16 protein-coding genes are annotated in these 16,612 nt (G+C 71.3%); 9 read left to right on the forward strand and 7 right to left on the reverse strand.

All coding sequences use genetic code 11. From position 1 onward, the window contains the following. Nucleotides 1–73: 73 nt before the first annotated feature. From BMY07_RS13005 to BMY07_RS13025, 5 genes are read left to right on the forward strand one after another with little or no spacing between them, the layout of a single operon-like run. The gene (locus BMY07_RS13005) at nt 74–1,618 is read left to right on the forward strand and encodes an ABC transporter ATP-binding protein (protein WP_092777934.1); all 1,545 of its coding nucleotides are present in this window, start codon (nt 74–76) and stop codon (nt 1,616–1,618) included. Beyond that, nucleotides 1,618–2,736, forward strand: coding sequence for an ABC transporter permease (locus BMY07_RS13010; RefSeq protein ID WP_092777936.1), 1,119 nt, complete (start codon nt 1,618–1,620; stop codon nt 2,734–2,736). The genes BMY07_RS13005 and BMY07_RS13010 overlap by 1 nt, the downstream gene beginning before the upstream one ends. Then, a complete protein-coding gene (locus BMY07_RS13015) occupies nt 2,733–3,989 on the forward strand; it encodes an ABC transporter permease (RefSeq protein WP_092777938.1) in 1,257 nt (418 codons plus the stop codon). Before BMY07_RS13010 ends, BMY07_RS13015 begins: the two co-directional genes overlap by 4 nt. After that, on the forward strand, nt 3,986–4,384 hold the full coding sequence (locus BMY07_RS13020) for a cytidine deaminase (RefSeq protein WP_092777940.1): 399 nt from the start codon (nt 3,986–3,988) through the stop codon (nt 4,382–4,384). The genes BMY07_RS13015 and BMY07_RS13020 overlap by 4 nt, the downstream gene beginning before the upstream one ends. Continuing rightward, entirely contained in the window at nt 4,384–5,658 is a 1,275-nt protein-coding gene (locus BMY07_RS13025) for a thymidine phosphorylase (RefSeq protein ID WP_092777942.1), read from the forward strand. Before BMY07_RS13020 ends, BMY07_RS13025 begins: the two co-directional genes overlap by 1 nt. 67 nt (nt 5,659–5,725) lie before the next feature. On the opposite strand, the gene BMY07_RS13030 is transcribed toward BMY07_RS13025, so the two are convergent. Then, complete coding sequence (locus BMY07_RS13030) at nt 5,726–6,436, reverse strand: TetR/AcrR family transcriptional regulator (RefSeq protein WP_092777944.1); 711 nt, start codon at nt 6,434–6,436, stop codon at nt 5,726–5,728. A 93-nt stretch (nt 6,437–6,529) separates the two neighbouring features. Between BMY07_RS13030 and BMY07_RS13035 the strand changes: the two genes are divergently transcribed. Next, entirely contained in the window at nt 6,530–7,999 is a 1,470-nt protein-coding gene (locus BMY07_RS13035) for an MFS transporter (protein WP_092777946.1), read from the forward strand. 301 nt (nt 8,000–8,300) lie between these two features. On the opposite strand, the gene BMY07_RS13040 is transcribed toward BMY07_RS13035, so the two are convergent. Continuing rightward, nucleotides 8,301–9,731: a coiled-coil domain-containing protein gene (locus BMY07_RS13040; protein WP_092777948.1), complete on the reverse strand. Its 1,431-nt coding sequence runs from the start codon at nt 9,729–9,731 to the stop codon at nt 8,301–8,303. A gap of 264 nt (nt 9,732–9,995) precedes the next feature. On the opposite strand from BMY07_RS13040, the gene BMY07_RS13045 reads away from it, so the two are divergent. After that, nucleotides 9,996–11,096, forward strand: a complete 1,101-nt coding sequence (locus BMY07_RS13045) for an adenosine deaminase (protein WP_092778349.1) — start codon at nt 9,996–9,998, stop codon at nt 11,094–11,096. 58 nt (nt 11,097–11,154) lie between these two features. Here BMY07_RS13045 and BMY07_RS13050 read toward each other — a convergent pair whose 3' ends face one another. The 5 genes from BMY07_RS13050 to BMY07_RS13070 all read right to left on the reverse strand — a co-directional run bounded on the left by BMY07_RS13050 (nt 11,155) and on the right by BMY07_RS13070 (nt 15,052). Beyond that, entirely contained in the window at nt 11,155–12,399 is a 1,245-nt protein-coding gene (locus BMY07_RS13050) for a primosomal protein (RefSeq protein WP_092777950.1), read from the reverse strand. Between the two features lie 82 nt (nt 12,400–12,481). Continuing rightward, complete coding sequence (locus BMY07_RS13055) at nt 12,482–13,153, reverse strand: YbaB/EbfC family nucleoid-associated protein (protein WP_092777952.1); 672 nt, start codon at nt 13,151–13,153, stop codon at nt 12,482–12,484. Continuing rightward, nucleotides 13,150–13,563, reverse strand: a complete 414-nt coding sequence (locus BMY07_RS13060) for a YbaB/EbfC family nucleoid-associated protein (RefSeq protein ID WP_092777954.1) — start codon at nt 13,561–13,563, stop codon at nt 13,150–13,152. Before BMY07_RS13060 ends, BMY07_RS13055 begins: the two co-directional genes overlap by 4 nt. A gap of 8 nt (nt 13,564–13,571) precedes the next feature. Next, nucleotides 13,572–14,693, reverse strand: a complete 1,122-nt coding sequence (locus BMY07_RS13065) for a C40 family peptidase (protein WP_245782352.1) — start codon at nt 14,691–14,693, stop codon at nt 13,572–13,574. Next, nucleotides 14,690–15,052 carry a hypothetical protein gene (locus tag BMY07_RS13070; protein ID WP_092777956.1) on the reverse strand — a complete coding sequence of 121 codons (363 nt, stop codon included), beginning with the start codon at nt 15,050–15,052 and terminating at the stop codon, nt 14,690–14,692. Before BMY07_RS13070 ends, BMY07_RS13065 begins: the two co-directional genes overlap by 4 nt. Before the next feature lie 184 nt (nt 15,053–15,236). Here BMY07_RS13070 and BMY07_RS13075 point away from each other — a divergent pair, with 184 nt between their 5' ends. Both BMY07_RS13075 and BMY07_RS13080 read left to right on the forward strand, forming a co-directional pair. Continuing rightward, the gene (locus BMY07_RS13075) at nt 15,237–15,827 is read left to right on the forward strand and encodes a Panacea domain-containing protein (RefSeq protein ID WP_092777958.1); all 591 of its coding nucleotides are present in this window, start codon (nt 15,237–15,239) and stop codon (nt 15,825–15,827) included. 55 nt (nt 15,828–15,882) lie between these two features. Next, nucleotides 15,883–16,461: a Fic/DOC family protein gene (locus BMY07_RS13080; protein ID WP_092778353.1), complete on the forward strand. Its 579-nt coding sequence runs from the start codon at nt 15,883–15,885 to the stop codon at nt 16,459–16,461. Nucleotides 16,462–16,612: the final 151 nt, after the last annotated feature.

Genomic DNA, 16,612 nt, shown 5'->3' on the forward strand with positions numbered 1-16,612 from the left:
CGGGTCCCGCCCACCAGCGGCCCCGGGTCCGTCGCGCTATCCAGCCCGTCCCCACAGCGACAAGGATTCGGCCGTGTCAACGGAGCCACCAGCGGGCGGTGCGCCCGCCCCAGCCGTCCAGCTGTCCGCGATCACCAAGCGGTTCCCCGGCGTCGTCGCCAACTCCGACGTCAACATCACCGTCCGGGCGGGCACCGTGCACGCCATCGTGGGGGAGAACGGCGCGGGCAAGTCCACCCTGATGAAGATCCTCTACGGCATGCAGCAGCCGGACGAGGGAACCATCGCCGTCAACGGCGCGCCGGTGAGCTTCTCCTCGCCCGCCGACGCCATCCGCGCCGGGATCGGCATGGTGCACCAGCACTTCATGCTCGCGGACAACCTCACCGTCCTGGAGAACGTGGTGCTGGGCAGCGAGCCGCGCAAGGGCGTCGCGCTCGACTTCGGCACCGCGCGGGCCCGCATCGCCGAGATCTCCGCCGCCTACGGCCTCGGCGTCGACCCCGACCGGCTGGTCGACGACCTCGGCGTCGGCGAGCGGCAGCGGGTGGAGATCCTCAAGGTGCTCTACCGGGGCGCCCGCACGCTGATCCTGGACGAGCCGACCGCGGTGCTGGTGCCGCAGGAGGTCGACGAGCTGTTCGGCAACCTGCGCGACCTCAAGGCCGAGGGCCTGACCATCCTGTTCATCTCGCACAAGCTGGACGAGGTGCTCTCGGTCGCCGACGACATCACGGTCATCCGGCGCGGGACGACGGTCGCGAGCGTCTCGCCCGAGGGGGTCACGGCGCGCAAGCTGGCCGAGTTGATGGTCGGTAGCGCACTCCCGGTCCCGGAGCTGCGCGAGTCCACAGTGACCGATGACGCTGTCTTGACTGTCAGCGGTCTTACCGTCGTCGGCGCCGATGGCCGTACCGTGCTCGACAACGTGTCCTTCACGATCCACGCCGGTGAAGTCCTTGGCATCGCGGGCGTTGAGGGCAACGGGCAGGCTGAGCTGGTCGAGGCTCTTATGGGCATCAGGTCGTGCAACACCGGCAGGATCGTCTTGTCCGGTCGGGACATCACGCGCGCGACGACCCGTCACCGCCGTGAAGCCGGTATCGGCTACATCCCCGAGGACCGCCACCGCCAGGGTCTGCTGCTGGAGGCGCCCCTGTGGGAGAACCGGATCCTCGGGCACCAGACCAGCGCCCCCAACGTGCGCGGGCCGCTGCTCGACCGCAAGGGCGCCAAGCGCGACACCGAGCGCATCGTCGACGAGTACGACGTCCGCACCCCCGGCATCGACGTCAACGCCTCCGCGCTCTCCGGCGGCAACCAGCAGAAGCTCATCGTGGGCCGGGAGATGAGCGGCTCCCCGGTGCTGCTGATCGCCTCGCACCCCACCCGCGGCGTGGACGTCGGCGCGCAGGCCGCCATCTGGGAGCACATCCGCCGCGCCCGCGCCGAGCAGCTCGCGGTCCTGCTCATCTCCGCCGACCTCGACGAGCTGATCGGCATGTCCGACACCCTGTCGGTGATCCTGCGCGGCAGGTTCGTCGCCGACCACGACCCGGCGACGGTGACCCCGGAGCAGCTCGGCTCCGCGATGACCGGCGCGGGGAGGGAAGACTGATGCGCAACCTCACCGCCCGCTCCGTCCTGCTCGGGCTCGCCGCCCCGCTGGGCGCGCTGGTGTTCGCCGCCCTGGTCTGCGGGATCATCCTGGCCGCCACCGGGAACTCGCCGATCGACACCGTGGACGCGATGGCCACCGCGGCGCAGCGGCCGCGGACCCTGGTCAACTCGCTCAACAGCGCCACCGTCTACTACCTGGCCGCGGTCGCCGTCGCGATCGGGTTCCGGATGAAGCTGTTCAACATCGGCGTCGACGGGCAGTACCGGCTCGCCGCGATGCTCTCCGCCGCGCTCGCCGGTGCCGCGTTCATGGACAACCTGCCCTCGTTCCTGCGGATCGCGCTGACCATCGGCGTGGCGATGCTGGTCGGCGCGGGCTGGGCCGGGCTCGCCGCGCTGCTCAAGGTCACCAGGGGCGTGTCCGAGGTGATCTCGACGATCATGCTCAACGCCATCGCCACCTACCTGGTGTCCTACCTGCTCAACCCGGCCCGGTTGGCCGAGACCACGCCGGGCAGCAACAACATCGGCACCGCGAAGATCACCGAGGGCGGCCAGGTGCCGGGCATCGAGGTGTCGGGGTCGTCGACCAAGGTGTTCGGGCTGGTCGTGCTGGCCGCGGTCGTCGGGTTTGTGTACTGGTTCGTGTTGTCGCGCACGAAGTTCGGGTTCGAACTGAAGGCGACAGGGCTATCGGAGTCCGCGGCGGTGGCCAGCGGTGTCAGCGTGAAGAAGATGGTCGTCATCTCCATGCTGCTGTCGGGGGCGGTCGCCGGGCTCGTAGGCATGCCGCAGTTGCTCGGCTCCTCTTACACGTACTCGCTGGACTTCCCGCCTGGGCTGGGGTTCGTCGGTATCGCTGTCGCGCTGCTGGGGCGCAACCACCCGGTGGGCATGATGGTCGCCGCGCTGCTGTGGGGCTTCCTGGACAACGCCGCCAACGCGCTGGACATCTCCGGGGTGCCGCGCGAGATCGTGCTGATCATGCAGGGCGTGATCGTGCTGTCGGTCGTGGTCGCGTACGAACTGGTTCGCCGCTACCGGGTCCGCGCTGAGCAACAGGCCGTGGGCAAGGCGCTCGGTCGCACCAAGACGCTTGAGGAGGTGTCCGCATGACCGTCGGCGGACTGTCCGTGGGGCTGGAGACGACCCCCACGCGGCGCGGCAAGCGGTTGTCGCCCATGGTCTACCTGCTCGTCGCGGTGGGCGCCCTGCTTGTGCTGTCGGCCGTGCGGGCCCTGAGCGGCGCGACGGACCTGACGTCCTCTGGGACCGTGCAAGCTGCGCTGACGGCAGCGGTACCTCTCGCTATGGCCGCTCTCGCGGGCCTCTGGGCCGAACGCGCGGGCGTGGTCAACATCGGCCTCGAAGGCATGATGGTTCTAGGCACGTTCGGCGCCGGTTACGCGGGCTACCAGTGGGGGCCGTGGGCGGGCGTGGTGTTCGGCCTGTTCTTGGGAATCGTCGGCGGTCTGCTGCATGCGGTCGCGACTGTCACCTTCGGCGTGGACCACATCATCTCCGGTGTCGCCATCAACCTCTTGGCCCCAGGGGCCGCGTTGTTCCTGTCGAAGCTGTACTTCGCTGACGCGCCAGGTGGCGGTCAGAAGCAGTCGCCGCGCATTGAAGACGCGGCGAAGGTGACGCTGCCTGGCTTCTCGGACCTGATGGGGACTATCGAGGGCAAGAGGTGGTTCTTCGTGTCGGACCTCGCGGGCGTGCTGCGCGGTCTTACGACGGAGATCTCGCTGCTCACGCTGCTCGCCGTAGTGTTGATCGTCGCCACCGGGTGGGTGCTGTGGCGGACGCCGTTCGGGCTGCGGCTGCGGTCCTGCGGCGAGTCGCCTTCGGCCGCCGAGTCGCTGGGCGTGAACGTCTACAAGTACAAGTACCTCGCGGTGACCGCCTCGGGTGCGTTCGCCGGGCTCGGTGGGGCGTTCCTCGCGGTGAGCTCCGGGCAGTTCCGGGACGGGCAGACCGGTGGGCGCGGGTTCATCGGCCTCGCGGCCATGATCTTCGGCAACTGGCGGCCGGGCGGGCTGGCCACCGGCGCCGGGCTGTTCGGGTACACCGACGCGATGGCGTTGCGCGGCTCTAACGCCGTGCACGCGCTCTTGCTGCTGCTCGGGATCGCGCTGGTGGTCGTCGCGGTGCTGCAGTACCGGTCGGGCCACAACGTGCTGTCCGGGGTCGCGGCCGTGATCGGCGTGCTGTTCGGGTGGTGGTACTTCACCAGCGACCAGGTGCCGCCGGAGTTGATCGGCGCGGCCCCGTACGTGGTGACGCTGCTGGTGCTCGGGTTGGCCTCGCAGCGCTTGCGACCGCCCAAGTTCGTCGGTGAGCCCTACCGGAAGGGGCACGCGGTATGACGATCGACTGGGACTCACTGCGTGCGTCAGCGGTATCGGCGGCTGCGCTGGCTTACTGCCCCTATTCGGGGCTTCAGGTTGGCGCGGCAGCTCTGGTCGACGATGGTCGGATCATCACCGGGTGCAACGTCGAGAACGCCTCTTACGGCCTGGCGTTGTGCGCTGAGTGCACCCTGGCTGGCCAGTTGAGGCTGACTGGCGGCGGTCGGCTTGTCGCGCTCGCTTGTCGTAGCGGCACGGGTGAGCTGTTGATGCCCTGTGGCCGCTGTCGTCAGGTCATATACGAGCTCGGTGGCCCTGACTGCCTGGTCGACACACCTGACGGTCCGCAGCCGATGACCGTCGTCCTGCCGCACGCGTTCGGTCCGCACGACCTGCCCGCGAAAGGGGCCTGATGTTCACCGCCATCGACGTCATCCGCGCGAAGCGGGACGGGCACCGGCTCACCGACGACCAGATCGACTGGGTCGTCGACGCCTACACCCGGGGCGTGGTCGCCGACGAGCAGATGTCCGCGCTGGCGATGGCGGTGTACCTCAACGGGATGGACGCGGCCGAGACCGCGCGCTGGACCTCGGCGATGGTCGACTCCGGTGAGGTGCTGTCGCTGGAAGTCGACCGGCCGACCGTGGACAAGCACTCGACCGGCGGGGTCGGCGACAAGATCACGCTGCCGCTGGCGCCGCTGGTCGCCGCGTGCGGTGCGGCCGTCCCGCAGCTGTCCGGGCGGGGGCTCGGGCACACCGGCGGCACCCTGGACAAACTGGAGGCCATCCCCGGGTGGCGCGCGCAGCTGTCCGTCGACGAGATCCAGCGGCAGCTGAGCGAGGTCGGCGCGGTCATCTGCGCGGCGACCACGGGGCTGGCGCCCGCGGATCGGAAGCTCTACGCGCTGCGCGACGTGACGGCCACGGTCGAGTCGATCCCGCTGATCGCCAGCTCGATCATGAGCAAGAAGCTCGCGGAAGGCGCGTCGGCGCTGGTGCTGGACGTGAAGTTCGGCTCCGGCGCGTTCATGAAGACCCTCACCGACGCCCGCCGCCTCGCCGACGCGCTGGTGTCCATCGGCCACGCCCACGGGGTGCGCACCTCGGCCCTGCTGACCGACATGTCGGTGCCGCTGGGCCGCGCGGTCGGCAACGCCGTCGAGGTCGCGGAGTCCATCGAGGTCCTCCAAGGCGGCGGCCCTTCCGATGTCGTCGAGCTGACCCTGGCCCTGGCCCGCGAGATGCTCGCCATGGCTGGTCTGTCCCATGTGGACCCAGCGGCTGTCCTCGCCTCCGGCCAGGCCTACGAGGTCTGGTCCCGCATGATCACCGCCCAGGGCGGCGACCCCACGGCCCCGCTACCCCGCCCCACCCACGTCCACACCGTGGTAGCCGAAACCGACGGCACCCTGTCCACACTGGACGCCTACGCCATAGGCGTAGCCGCCTGGCGCCTGGGCGCGGGCCGAGCCCGCAAAGAAGACCCCGTCCAGCCCGCCGCCGGAATCCTCTGCCACACCAAACCCGGCGACCCCGTCCGCGCGGGCGACCCCATCCTCGAACTCCACACCAACACCCCCGAAGCCCTCCCCGCCGCGTTGGCGTCTCTAGAGGGCTCCTTCACCATCGGCACCACCGCCCCCGCCCCCCGCCCCCTGGTCGTCGACACCATCCGCCCCTGACCTCTCATGCCAGTACGCGATGGCGTCGCGGGTGGCCTTGGCATGCAGGCGATCGGGCGTCCACGGGCTACTCGGACTTGGTTGTGATCAACGCGGCGAGGCCGTCGAGGATGCGGGCGAGGGCCCAGGCGAATTCGACGTCGGGGTGGTCGTCCTGGGTCATGACGGGGGTGGTGAGGATGGCCAGGAGGTGTGGGAAGTCTTGGGGGGGAAGGATTCTGCCTAGCGTTTGGGCGTAGGTGGGCATGAGGTTGTCCTGCGCGCCCAGGTCGTTGGCGAGGGTGGCGTCGTTGCGGGCCATGCCGCTGATCAGCAGGAGGGTGCTCATCTTCTCGGCGGCGGTCAGGGGGGTCGGCGAGAGGACGGCCAGGCCGGTCTCCAGCCAGCGGAGTTGGTGCGGGGTCACCGGGGGGCCGCTGATGGGGATGCGGACGGCCCAGGGGTGGGCGCGGTAGGCGCGTAGGCAGCCCCAGGCGAGTTCGGTGAGGGCGGGGCGCCAGTCCGACGAGGTGACCGCGGCGGCGTCGATGAAGATGGCGTCGGTCATCAGGGTCAGGAGTTCGTCCTTGGCCGAGACGTAGCGGTACAGCGACATCGCGCTGGTGCCGAGTTCGCCCGCGACGCGGCTCATCGAGAGCGCGTCGAGCCCGTCGGCGTCGGCGACCGCCACCGCCGCGGCGACGATCCGGTCGAGGCTCAACGCGCGCTTGGGGCCGCGGGTCGGGCGCTGCGCGCCCCACGCCGCCTCGATGCTGGCCGGGAGTCCGGTATCGGTCATGTCCTCGTTCCCTGGATCGGCTTGACGTCCCACCCTACCTCTGCGTATAACATAAACGAAAGTGCGTACGAGATAAACAGTGAGGGGTTGGCCATGGTCGAGGGACGTGCCGGGCGCGGCGAGTGGATCGGGTTGGCCGTGCTGGTCCTGCCCTGCCTGCTGGTGTCGATGGACGTGAGCGTGCTGTTCTTCGCACTGCCGTTCATCAGCGCCGACCTGCAGCCCAGCGGCACCGAGCAGCTGTGGATCATGGATGTCTACGGGTTCGCGCTGGCCGGGCTGCTGATCACCATGGGCGCGCTCGGCGACCGGATCGGGCGGCGCAGGCTGCTGCTGGTCGGCGCCACCGCGTTCGGGGCCGCGTCGGTGCTCGCGGCGTACTCCTGGTCGCCGGAGGTGCTGATCCTCACCCGCGGCCTGCTCGGCGTCGCCGGGGCCACCCTGATGCCCTCCACGCTGTCGCTGATCCGCGCCATGTTCCACGACCCGGCGCAGCGCAAGACCGCCATCGCGCTGTGGACCGGCGGCCTGACCCTCGGCGCCACCGTCGGCCCGATCGTCGGCGGCTTCCTGCTCGACCACTTCTGGTGGGGCTCGGCGTTCCTGATCAACGTGCCCGCCATGGTGCTGCTGCTGGTGATCGGCCCGTTCCTGCTGCCCGAGTACCGCAACCCCGCCGCTGGCCGGTTCGACCTGCGCGGCGCGCTGCTGTCGCTGGCCGCCGTGCTCGCGGTGATCTACGGCATCAAGAAGCTCGCGGTGGACGGCCTGGCCCCGGTGCCGGTCGCCGCCGTCGTGGTCGGCCTGCTGCTGGGCGCGGTGTTCGTGCAGGGGCAGCGCACCGGCCGCTCACCGCTGGTGGACGTGGCGCTGTTCCGGGTGCGGGCGTTCAGCGGGGCCGTGGTGGTCAACGTGGTGGCGATGTTCTGCTTCATCGGGTCGACCTTCTTCACCACCCAGTACCTGCAGCTGGTGCTCGGGATGCGCCCGTTCACCGCCGCGCTCTGGTCGCTGGCCGCGATGCCGCTGATCATCGTCGCGATGACCGTCACCGGGATCCTCGCCAACCGGGTCCGGGTCGCCGCGCTGGTCGCCACCGGGCTGGTGGTCCTCGCGTCCGCCTTCGCCGTGCTGACCCAGCTCACCCCGTCGTCCCCGCTGTGGCTCGTGCTGCTGGGCGCGGGCGGCGTCGGCGCGGGTGTGCTGATGACCACGTCGCTGACCTCCGACCTGATGCTCACCGCCGCCCCTGCGGAGCACGCGGGAGCCGCCTCTGCTGTGTCCGAGACCGCGAGTGAACTCGGTGGCGCACTGGGCATGGCGATCCTCGGCACCATCGGCGCGGCGATCTACCACGCGGATCTTCCGGCTGGTCCTTCGACGCTGGGGGAGGCTACGGCTACTGGGGATTCCGCTCTGGTTGCGGTGGCGCGGGAGGCCTTCACCCACGGGTTAACCGTGACCGCGACCGTTACTGCTGCGGTCGCAGCATTGCTGGCCGTCTTCGCTTATCGCGCCCTGCGGCACATCCCGGTGACGGAGAAGGAAGCAGCGGCAGCCTGACCGGGTGGGCTCGACGTGGACTGGCTTTGTGCGGGGGCGGGGCCCTCGATGGGGCGAACTTGTTTTGCGCGGGGCCCCTGCGGCGTCCTGGGAAGAGCACAAAGGCGGGGCCTGAAAGCGCCCTCCCCACGCGCGGCGAGCTTACGGACGCCGCCACCCCGCGCAAAACAAGTCCGCCCCATCGAGCATGCGGGGCTGAAAGGCAGGCGGGACTGAAGGCGGGCGGGACTGGAAAGCAGGCAGGGGCTGGAAAGCAGATGGGGCCACCCTCAACCGAGGGCGGCCCCATCCGGCGGAGAAATTAGGCGCCTGCGGCGATGTCGTTGTCTTCGGAAGTGTCGTCGCGCTTGTCGGTGGGCTGGGGGCCCTTGGCGTTGGTGCGGCGGCGGGTGCCCTGGCGGGGGAGGGTGGTGGGCGGGGGCGGGGTGGGCTGGCCGCCGCCGAGCATGAGTTCGGCGAAGGTGGCCATGGCCTCGTCCAGGTGGCCGCCGATGCGGCGGACCGACTCGTCGTTGCCGCGCTTGACCAGGGTTTCCACCGAGTCCGCGTCGGGGCGGTGCGACAGGGTGCCCTCGACCTTGCTCAGGCCGCGCTCGACCGCGGTGCCCAGCTCGCCGAGGCGGGCGGTGAAGCCGTCCTCGACGGTGTCGAGGCGGGTGGCCATCTCGTCGAGCCGCGCGGTGACCTTCTCCAACCGCTGCGCCAGGGACTCCAGCCGGTCGCTCGCGTCGACGGTCTCCTTGGTCTCGCGCAGCGCCTCCTGCAGCGCGTCGGTGGCCTCGTCCAGGCGGCCGCGCACGGCGTCACCGGACTCGCCGACCGCGCCGCGCAGCTCCGCCAGGGCGGTCGCGGCGGCGTCGTGCTTGGCGTGCAAGGAGTCCGAGGTCTCGGTGACCTGGCCGTGCAGCGCGTTCGTGGAGTCGCCCACCGCGCCGCGCAACTCGGCGACGGCGCCGTGCAGGGAGTCCGCGGACTCGCGCACCGCCGCCGTCGACTCGCCCACCGCGGTGCGCACCGAGGTGGTGGACTCGGTCACCAGGCCGCGCACGGTGGCGGTCGACTCGGTCACCGCGCCGCGCACCTGCGTGCCGGACTCGGTCACCGCGGCGCGCACCGCGTCGGACTGCTCACCGACGACCCGCGCCAGCGCGTCCTTGGTGCCGTCGAGGTGCTCGTGCACGCCCTCGTCGACCTCGTCGATGCGGCCGCGCAGCGCGGTCTCCAGGATCTCGATGCGCTCCCGCACCGGGCCGTGCACCGAGCTCGGCACCTGCTCGAGCCGGTAGTCCTGCTTGTCCAGGTGGCTGTCGAGCTCGTCGATGCGCCGGTGGATGCTGGAGAGCTTGTCCTCCAACCCGTCCATCCGGCCGGCGACCCCCTCGAACCGGCCTGCCACCCCGTCCAGGCGCCCGTCGAGCTGCGCGAACGGCGTCGCCAGCTTGTCCACGATGCTCTCCACCGCGCGCCCGATCGAGGCGATCGCCGCGTCCTGGGCGTCGAGCTTGCCCATCGCCTCGTCCAGCCGCTCGGCCAGCACGCTGACCTCGGTGCGGTCGGGCATCTCGGAGAGCCGCTTGCGCACCGACCCGATGGACTCCAGCGGCGCGAGCCTGGCGTGGATCTCGTCCAGGGCGTCGAAGATCTGCTGCTGTTCGCTCTCACGGATCTCGGCCGCGCGGGTGAGCATGTTGCGCATCCGGTCGAACGACACCGTGGGGTTGTTTTCGTTCACGGAGGTGACCTTCGTCCTGGGGAGGGGAGAGGGGACGGGACTGGGAGATGGGCCAGTGCTGGGAGTCGGGGCGGACGCAGGGGAGCCTAGCCAGTCCCAGAACGCGTCCATACACCACCCGTGGCTCGTAAGTCGGTCCCGACACGTCGGATTAGCCCGATCGGTCGACGTCCATCCAGCGGTACGCGGACGACCAGACCCACCTTACGTGACCACCCCGCTACCCGATCGGGTGGAGGCGGGGGCATGGGTACCGTGATCGGCATGGCCACCCCCCAGCCGGTGCCGCTGACCGCCGACACCATCCGCGACGCCCCGAAAGTCCTGCTGCACGACCACCTCGACGGTGGCCTGCGCCCCGCCACCGTGGTCGAGTTGGCGGCGGCGGCGGGCTACGACGCGCTGCCCACGACCGACCCGGAAGCGCTCGGCCGGTGGTTCCGCGACGCCGCCGACTCCGGCTCGCTGGTCCGGTACCTGGAGACCTTCGCGCACACCTGCGGTGTCATGCAGGATCAAGAAGCACTCGTTCGGGTGGCAGCCGAATGCGCCGAGGACCTTGCTGCGGATGGAGTCGTCTACGCCGAGGTGCGGTACGCGCCCGAGCTGTTCACCGAGCGCGGGCTCGACCTCGACACCATCGTGGGCGCCGTGCAGGCGGGCTTCCGGGAGGGCGAGCGGCGCGCCGCCGCGGCGGGCCGGGTGATCCGGATCGGCACGCTGCTGTGCGCGATGCGGCAGAACGCCCGCTCGCTGGAGATCGCCGACCTCGCGGTCCGGCACCGCGCCGAGGGCGTGGTCGGCTTCGACATCGCCGGACCGGAGGCGGGCTTCCCGCCCACCCGCAACCTCGATGCCTTCGAGTTCCTGCGCCAGCAGAACGCGCACTTCACCATCCACGCGGGCGAGGCGTTCGGGCTGCCGTCGATCTGGGAGGCCATCCAGCACTGCGGCGCCGAGCGGCTCGGCCACGGCGTGCGCATCGTCGACGACATCACGCTCACCCCGGACGGCCCGGTGCTCGGCCCGCTGGCCGCCTACGTGCGCGACCGGCGCATCCCGCTGGAGCTGTGCCCGACGTCGAACCTGCAGACCGGTGCGGCGACCTCGATCGCCGAGCACCCGATCGGGCTGCTGACCGCGCTGCGCTTCCGGGTGACGGTCAACACCGACAACCGGTTGATGAGCGGCTGCACGGTCAGCAGCGAGATGGCGGCGCTGGTCGAGGCGTTCGGCTACGACTGGGTCGACCTGCGCTGGTTCACCATCAACGCGATGAAGTCCGCGTTCATCGACTTCGAGCAGCGCCTCGACATCATCGACAACACCATCAAGCCCGGGTACGCCAAGCTGCTCGGCTTCTGAGCGCACGCGGACGCGGCGAAGGGGGCCACCGAGGTGGCCCCCTTCGCGGTGTTCGCGGTCAGCTCTCGGTGCTGATCCGGTCCTGCAGGTCCTGCACCAGCTTGTTCCACTTGGCCGCGTCCTCGGTGAACGGCGGGCTCGGCGGCAGCCGGGTCGGGTCGGGGGCGAGGATGAAGCTGACCAGCCAGCCCAGCGACTCGGACTGGTTGAGCGCCTCGGCGACCGACTCGTCGCCAGCCCAGTCCGCGGCGTCGGTGAGCAGCTCGACGGCCAGGTCGAGCTGCACCGGGTCGACCGCGTCGATGCCCTCGGCGAGATCGTCGCCCAGGCCCTCCAGCACGTAGGTGTTGTCGGTCTCGACCTCGACGTCCAGGCTGCCGTCGGTCGCCTTGACGGCGACGTCGTTCCAGGTGGACACCTCGGCCAGGTCGTTCTCGGCCAGGTCGGCGGTGGCCAGCAGCTTGGCCAGGCCGCGCGCCGAGGTCGAGGTCAGGATCCGGCCCTCGCTGCCGAGGAACACCGGCTCGTCGTCGAGGTAGCAGCGCAGCGTGTAGTACTCGGCGCCGCCGGTGATGATCTTGATGGGGTCGATGCCCACCTCGCCCCAGAAGCCGACCGGGGCCTCCTGCTCGGCGTCGCCGTCCTCGGCGTCGACCGGCTCGATGTCGTCCTCCTCGGCCGCGGCGGCCTCAGCGGCGTCGGCGTGGAAGGCCACCAGCTCCTCGGCGCTCTTCTCCAGCGCGGCCTCGTCCACGTCCGGGACGGTCACCACCGAGTCCAGCGCGTCGAGCACCTCGTCCCAGCGCTCGGAGATGGTCTCGGCCATGTCGGTCCACAGCCGCTCGCCGTCGCGCCCGGTGAACGGGAAGGTGCCCTGCTCGAGCACGGCGAACCCGTCGGCGGAGTTGAGCACCTCGTGCACCTCGTCGAGCTCGCACACGTCGGCGAGCGCGCGCACGATGGCGACGATGTCGGCGAGCTCGCCGACGGTCCAGGTGTCCGGCTCCTCGGCCACCAGCTCCGGGACGCCGACCAGGTCGTACTGGTGGTCCTCGGACGGCATCAGCTCGGCCACCGCCAGCGCGGGCACCAGGTGCCAGGCCGGGTGGTCGGACAGGTCGTGCTCGCTGGTGGTGCGCACGAACGCCGCGAGGTGCGCGGCGTCGGGGAAGGCGTAGAGGTCGTCCTCGTGGCCGAGGAACGCCTCCCACTCCTCACCGTCTTCCCGCCACCGCGGTGCCCACAGCGTGACGACGTCACCCTGCGGCAACCCCAGCTCGATCGGGACGATGTCCTGGGCCATTGGAGGTCCTCCTGGTCGCGCAGCCATCGGCGTACGGTGCGCGCGCACCCGCGCGGCGCGTCGGAAGCCTACGGGGTGCGGATCACCGGTCGGAACGTAGGGAGGACAGGTCGAACGAGAGCGGGTCGTCCGGGTCGAACCCGTCGTCCGCCGCGTCCCCGCCGCGCCCGTCACCCGCCCGGGCGGCCGCGCTGGCCGTCCCACCCGCCGGAGCCGCCCCGGCTGCCGGATGTGCTTGCCCGCCAATGGTTCCCGCGCCGGGCGCGTCCTGTCCAGCCGGACCGCCGCCGTCCCCGGTGGACGGTCCACCGGCCGGGGAGCGATCCCACTGCGCGTGCATCCGCTCATCGCGTCTGCGCTGGAACTCCTCGGCGGTGATCCCGGGCCCGCTGCCGGTGCGCGCGGGCGCGGCTCGGCCGGAGAGCATCTCGATGGCCTGGGTCATGGAGTCCCCCAGGATCGGGCCGAGCTTGTTGTAGCCCGCCTGGGTCGCCTGGGCGAGCGCCGCGTCCGCGACCGCGACGATGAGGCTGCCCAACTGCTCCGGCCCCCACCGCACCGCGTCCTGCCGCAGCCAGAGCTCGACCAGCTTCCCGCGACCGTCCACGGTGACCCGGACGCTGCCGTAGTTGTCATACGCCGTGCCCTGTACCGAAGCGAGGATGGTGTCGACGTTGGCCAGGGCTTCTTGTCGCGCTCGGCCGTCCTCGATGAGCTGACGTGTAGTGCGCTCGACTGGGACGCGGTCGGTCATCGGCGGGGCCTCCTGGGGGGAGGCCCGAGCGGGCTCTCGTAGACGGTGTCCTCGATGTCGGGCGAGTCGTTGTCGAGGGGCTCGTAGCCCAGGGACGCGAGGTGGCGCTCACCGTCCGGACCCAGGACCGGGGCGAGGGCCTGGTGCATGGCGGCACCGGCGCGCCTGGTGGCCTGGGCGGCCAGCGCCATGATCTGCGCGGCCAGTGCCTCGGCACCGCCCGAGAGCGCGGCCGGGGTGAGGTGGACGGCGCTGAGCTGCCCGCCGGGGCGGACCTCGACGCTGACGGCGCCGTTGGCGGCCTGGCCGGTGACCGGGCCGACCCGGTCCAGGTGCGCGGCGGCCTGCTGGTCGGTCTGCTCGACCCGGCGCGCGACGGCGTCGAGCTCGTAGTCGATATCGATGTCCATGGCCCGCGTCAGCCGGTCGGGCGGTAGAAGCCGACGAACGGCATCCCCGAGTTGGTCGTGCGCAGCGGACCCACCTGCACCGGGTCGCCCGCCTCGACGATCTGGCCCTCGCCGATGTACATCGCGACGTGGCCCTCCCAGCACACCAGGTCGCCGGGCAGCAGCTGGTCGGCCGACGGCACCTCGGCGCCGATGTCCTGCTCGCGGGAGGTGCGCGGGATGTCGAGCCCGCCCTCGCCGTAGGCGTACTGGGTGAGCCCGCTGCAATCGAGGCCGACGCCCGGCGAGGTGCCGCCCCATACATAAGGCACGCCGAGCTGCCCGAGGGCCGCGCGCACGGCACGGGCCGCTGTCTCGTTCGGGGCCATCACCGTGCTGCCGTCCGGCAGGTTGACCGCCACCCCGGAGCCCGGCTGCGGCGGGATCGCGACCGGCAGCCGCCGCTTGGTGACCCGGCCACCCCCGCCGCCTCCGCCACCACCGGCGAAACCGCCGCCTCCACCGCCTCCGCCACCACCACCGCTGTGCTGCTGGTTGTACGCGGCGGGCGGGGGTGGAGCGGTGGCAGGCGCGCTCGCGGCCGAGGTCGTGCCCCCGCCGCCGGTCAGCGTGGTGACGACCCCGGAGAGCTGGGTCATCACGGTGTCCAGGTTCGTCGACGTGTCGCCGGTCAGCCTGGACGCGTACTGCGCGAGCTCGGTCAGCTTCTGCTGCGCACCGGCAGGGTCCCCGGCCCGGCGCAACGCGGCCGCCGCTTGCAGCAGCCCGGCCGCGACCCGGTTGAACTCGTCGATCTGGGCCTGGTTGACCCGCTGGCCGACCTTCAGGATTTCCGAGGCGTCCCGCACCGCGCGCTGCACGTCGGCGCCGTACTGGCTCAGGTCGGCGCCCGCGGCCTGCTGCGCGACCACGTCCTGCTGGTGGCGGGCCGAGCCCTGGCCGGTCCACCCCTCGCGCAGCGAGCTCGCGTAGCGGGTGGCGTCGTGGTCGACGGTGGCGAACGTGCTGCTCATGGCCCCGTGCGCCTGGCCGAGGCGGTCGATGGCGTCGTCGTCGGTGGCCAGGTGGCGCTGGGCGGTCGCTGCGGGCTGGACCATCGGGTCCAGCAGGTCGCGGACGTAGCTGGTCACGCGGGCTCACCCGCCGCCCGGCGCAGCGCCGTGCCGGAGTCGTGCTCGGTGGCCTCCAGGTTCGTCCACGTCGCGCGGACGGCGTCAGCGGTGCCGCCGAGGCTGTCGGCCAGCCCGTGCGCGCCGTCGAGCTGGCGCTGGGTGGCCACCCGCAGCGCCTCGGCCAGGCCGACCTCGCTGCCGATCTTGGAGAACGCGTGCTCGGGGAACCCGCCTGGACCGGCCAACCCCCGGTCCGCTGACTCCCGCAGCTGCTCGGCCAGCGGTCGGACCCCGGCGGTGTAGGCGTGGAACGCGTCCTCCTCGCCCCGGTACCCCGAGGTCACCACCCGCTCGCCCGCGTCCGACTCCCCACCCATGCCTGTCCCCTCTCCGTCCGCCGACCACTCGGACGTGCGCCACCCGCGAACGGCTCCCCTCCACTGCCGACCCAGGTTAGGACAAAGCCGCCGCCCAGGCGGGCGGTTGCCCACAGCAGGACCCATCCGCCGGGGAAAGGCCGTATCATTGGGGGGTAACCGCGAGGGGCGAGGGAGCGTGGGCGTGGCGTCCGTGCACGACGTGGTGGCGGCGATCCTGGACCGCACCGGTCCGGAGTCGCCGATGAAGCTGCAGAAGCTCCTGTACTACACCCAGGGCTGGCACCTCGGCCTCACCGGCGAGCCGCTGTTCCCCAACCGGATCGAGGCGTGGACCGCGGGCCCGGTGGTGCCCGACGTCTACCGCTGCCACGAGGGGTCGCGCGAGGTCACCGCCTGGCCGGACGGCGACGGGCACCGGCTCACCGCCTCCGACGCCGACCTGGTCGACACCGTGGTCGACCGCTACGGCTGTTTCGACCGCCACCAACTCAGCGCCATGACGCACGAGGAAGAGCCCTGGCGCACCGCCCGCGGCGACCTCCCGGACACGGCCCCCAGCAGCGCCCGGTTGTCCGAGACCGTGATGGCCCGCTTCTTCGGCCGGATGATCACCGACCCGGACACGGCCACCGCCGAGGCCAGGGCCAACGCGCACCTGGAGGGCCTGGAGGTCTCCGCCAGCGCGCTGGCGGCCTCCGAAGCGGTCGCCAGCGGCGCCATCAGCACCGATGAGGCTGTCCAGCGCCGATTGCGCGAACTGCTCACCGCCTGAAGCACAAGGAAGTTCCCCGGGTGTTATCCCCGCCGCGCCCGTGTGGGCCGCGCACGTGACCGACCCGTACGTCGACCCCACCACCGGGGTCCTGCGCAACATCCACGACATCACCGACGCCGTGGTGCTCGCCGAGGCCGAGCGCGACCTGGCGTTCTTGCGCGACGACGAACTCAAGCGGTTCCCGCTGCCGGGTGCCTGGGACGCCGACCACCTCCGAGCATTCCACCGCCACCTCTTCGGCGACGTCTACGCGTGGGCCGGTGAACCGAGACGGGTCGACCTGACCCGCGGCGGTTCCCCTTTCGCGCACTGGCGGCACGTGGAACCGGCGTTGGACGACTTGTTCGCGAAGTTGCGCGCCGAGCGGATTCTCGGCGGACTCGCCCGACCCGAGTTCCTCGAGCGGTTCACCTACTTCTTCGCCGAAGTCAACGTCGTCCACCCTTTCCGCGAAGGCAATGGGCGGACCCAAAGAGCCTTTTTCCGGCAGTTGGCGCTGTTCGCCGGGTGGCGCGTCGACTTCGGTCTCGTCGACCGCGAGCGCTACCTCGCGGGCTGTGTCGCGGCCATGGTCGGCGAACTGGACACCCTGGCCGACCAGTTCGCCGTCGCCCTCGTCGGCAGGGCCTAGCCCAGCCCGGAACGCGCCGTACCGGACGGGCCGGTGCTGTGTTCTTGGCCCGGACATGCCGGTGCTGTGTTCTTGGCCCGGACGAGCCGGTGCCCCGGTGGGTCGGGGAAGACCCACCGGGGCACCTGGTCCTCGGCACAGGGCTACCGAG

It is taken from the genome of Actinokineospora terrae, from assembly GCF_900111175.1.
In the GTDB taxonomy this organism is placed as follows: domain Bacteria; phylum Actinomycetota; class Actinomycetes; order Mycobacteriales; family Pseudonocardiaceae; genus Actinokineospora; species Actinokineospora terrae.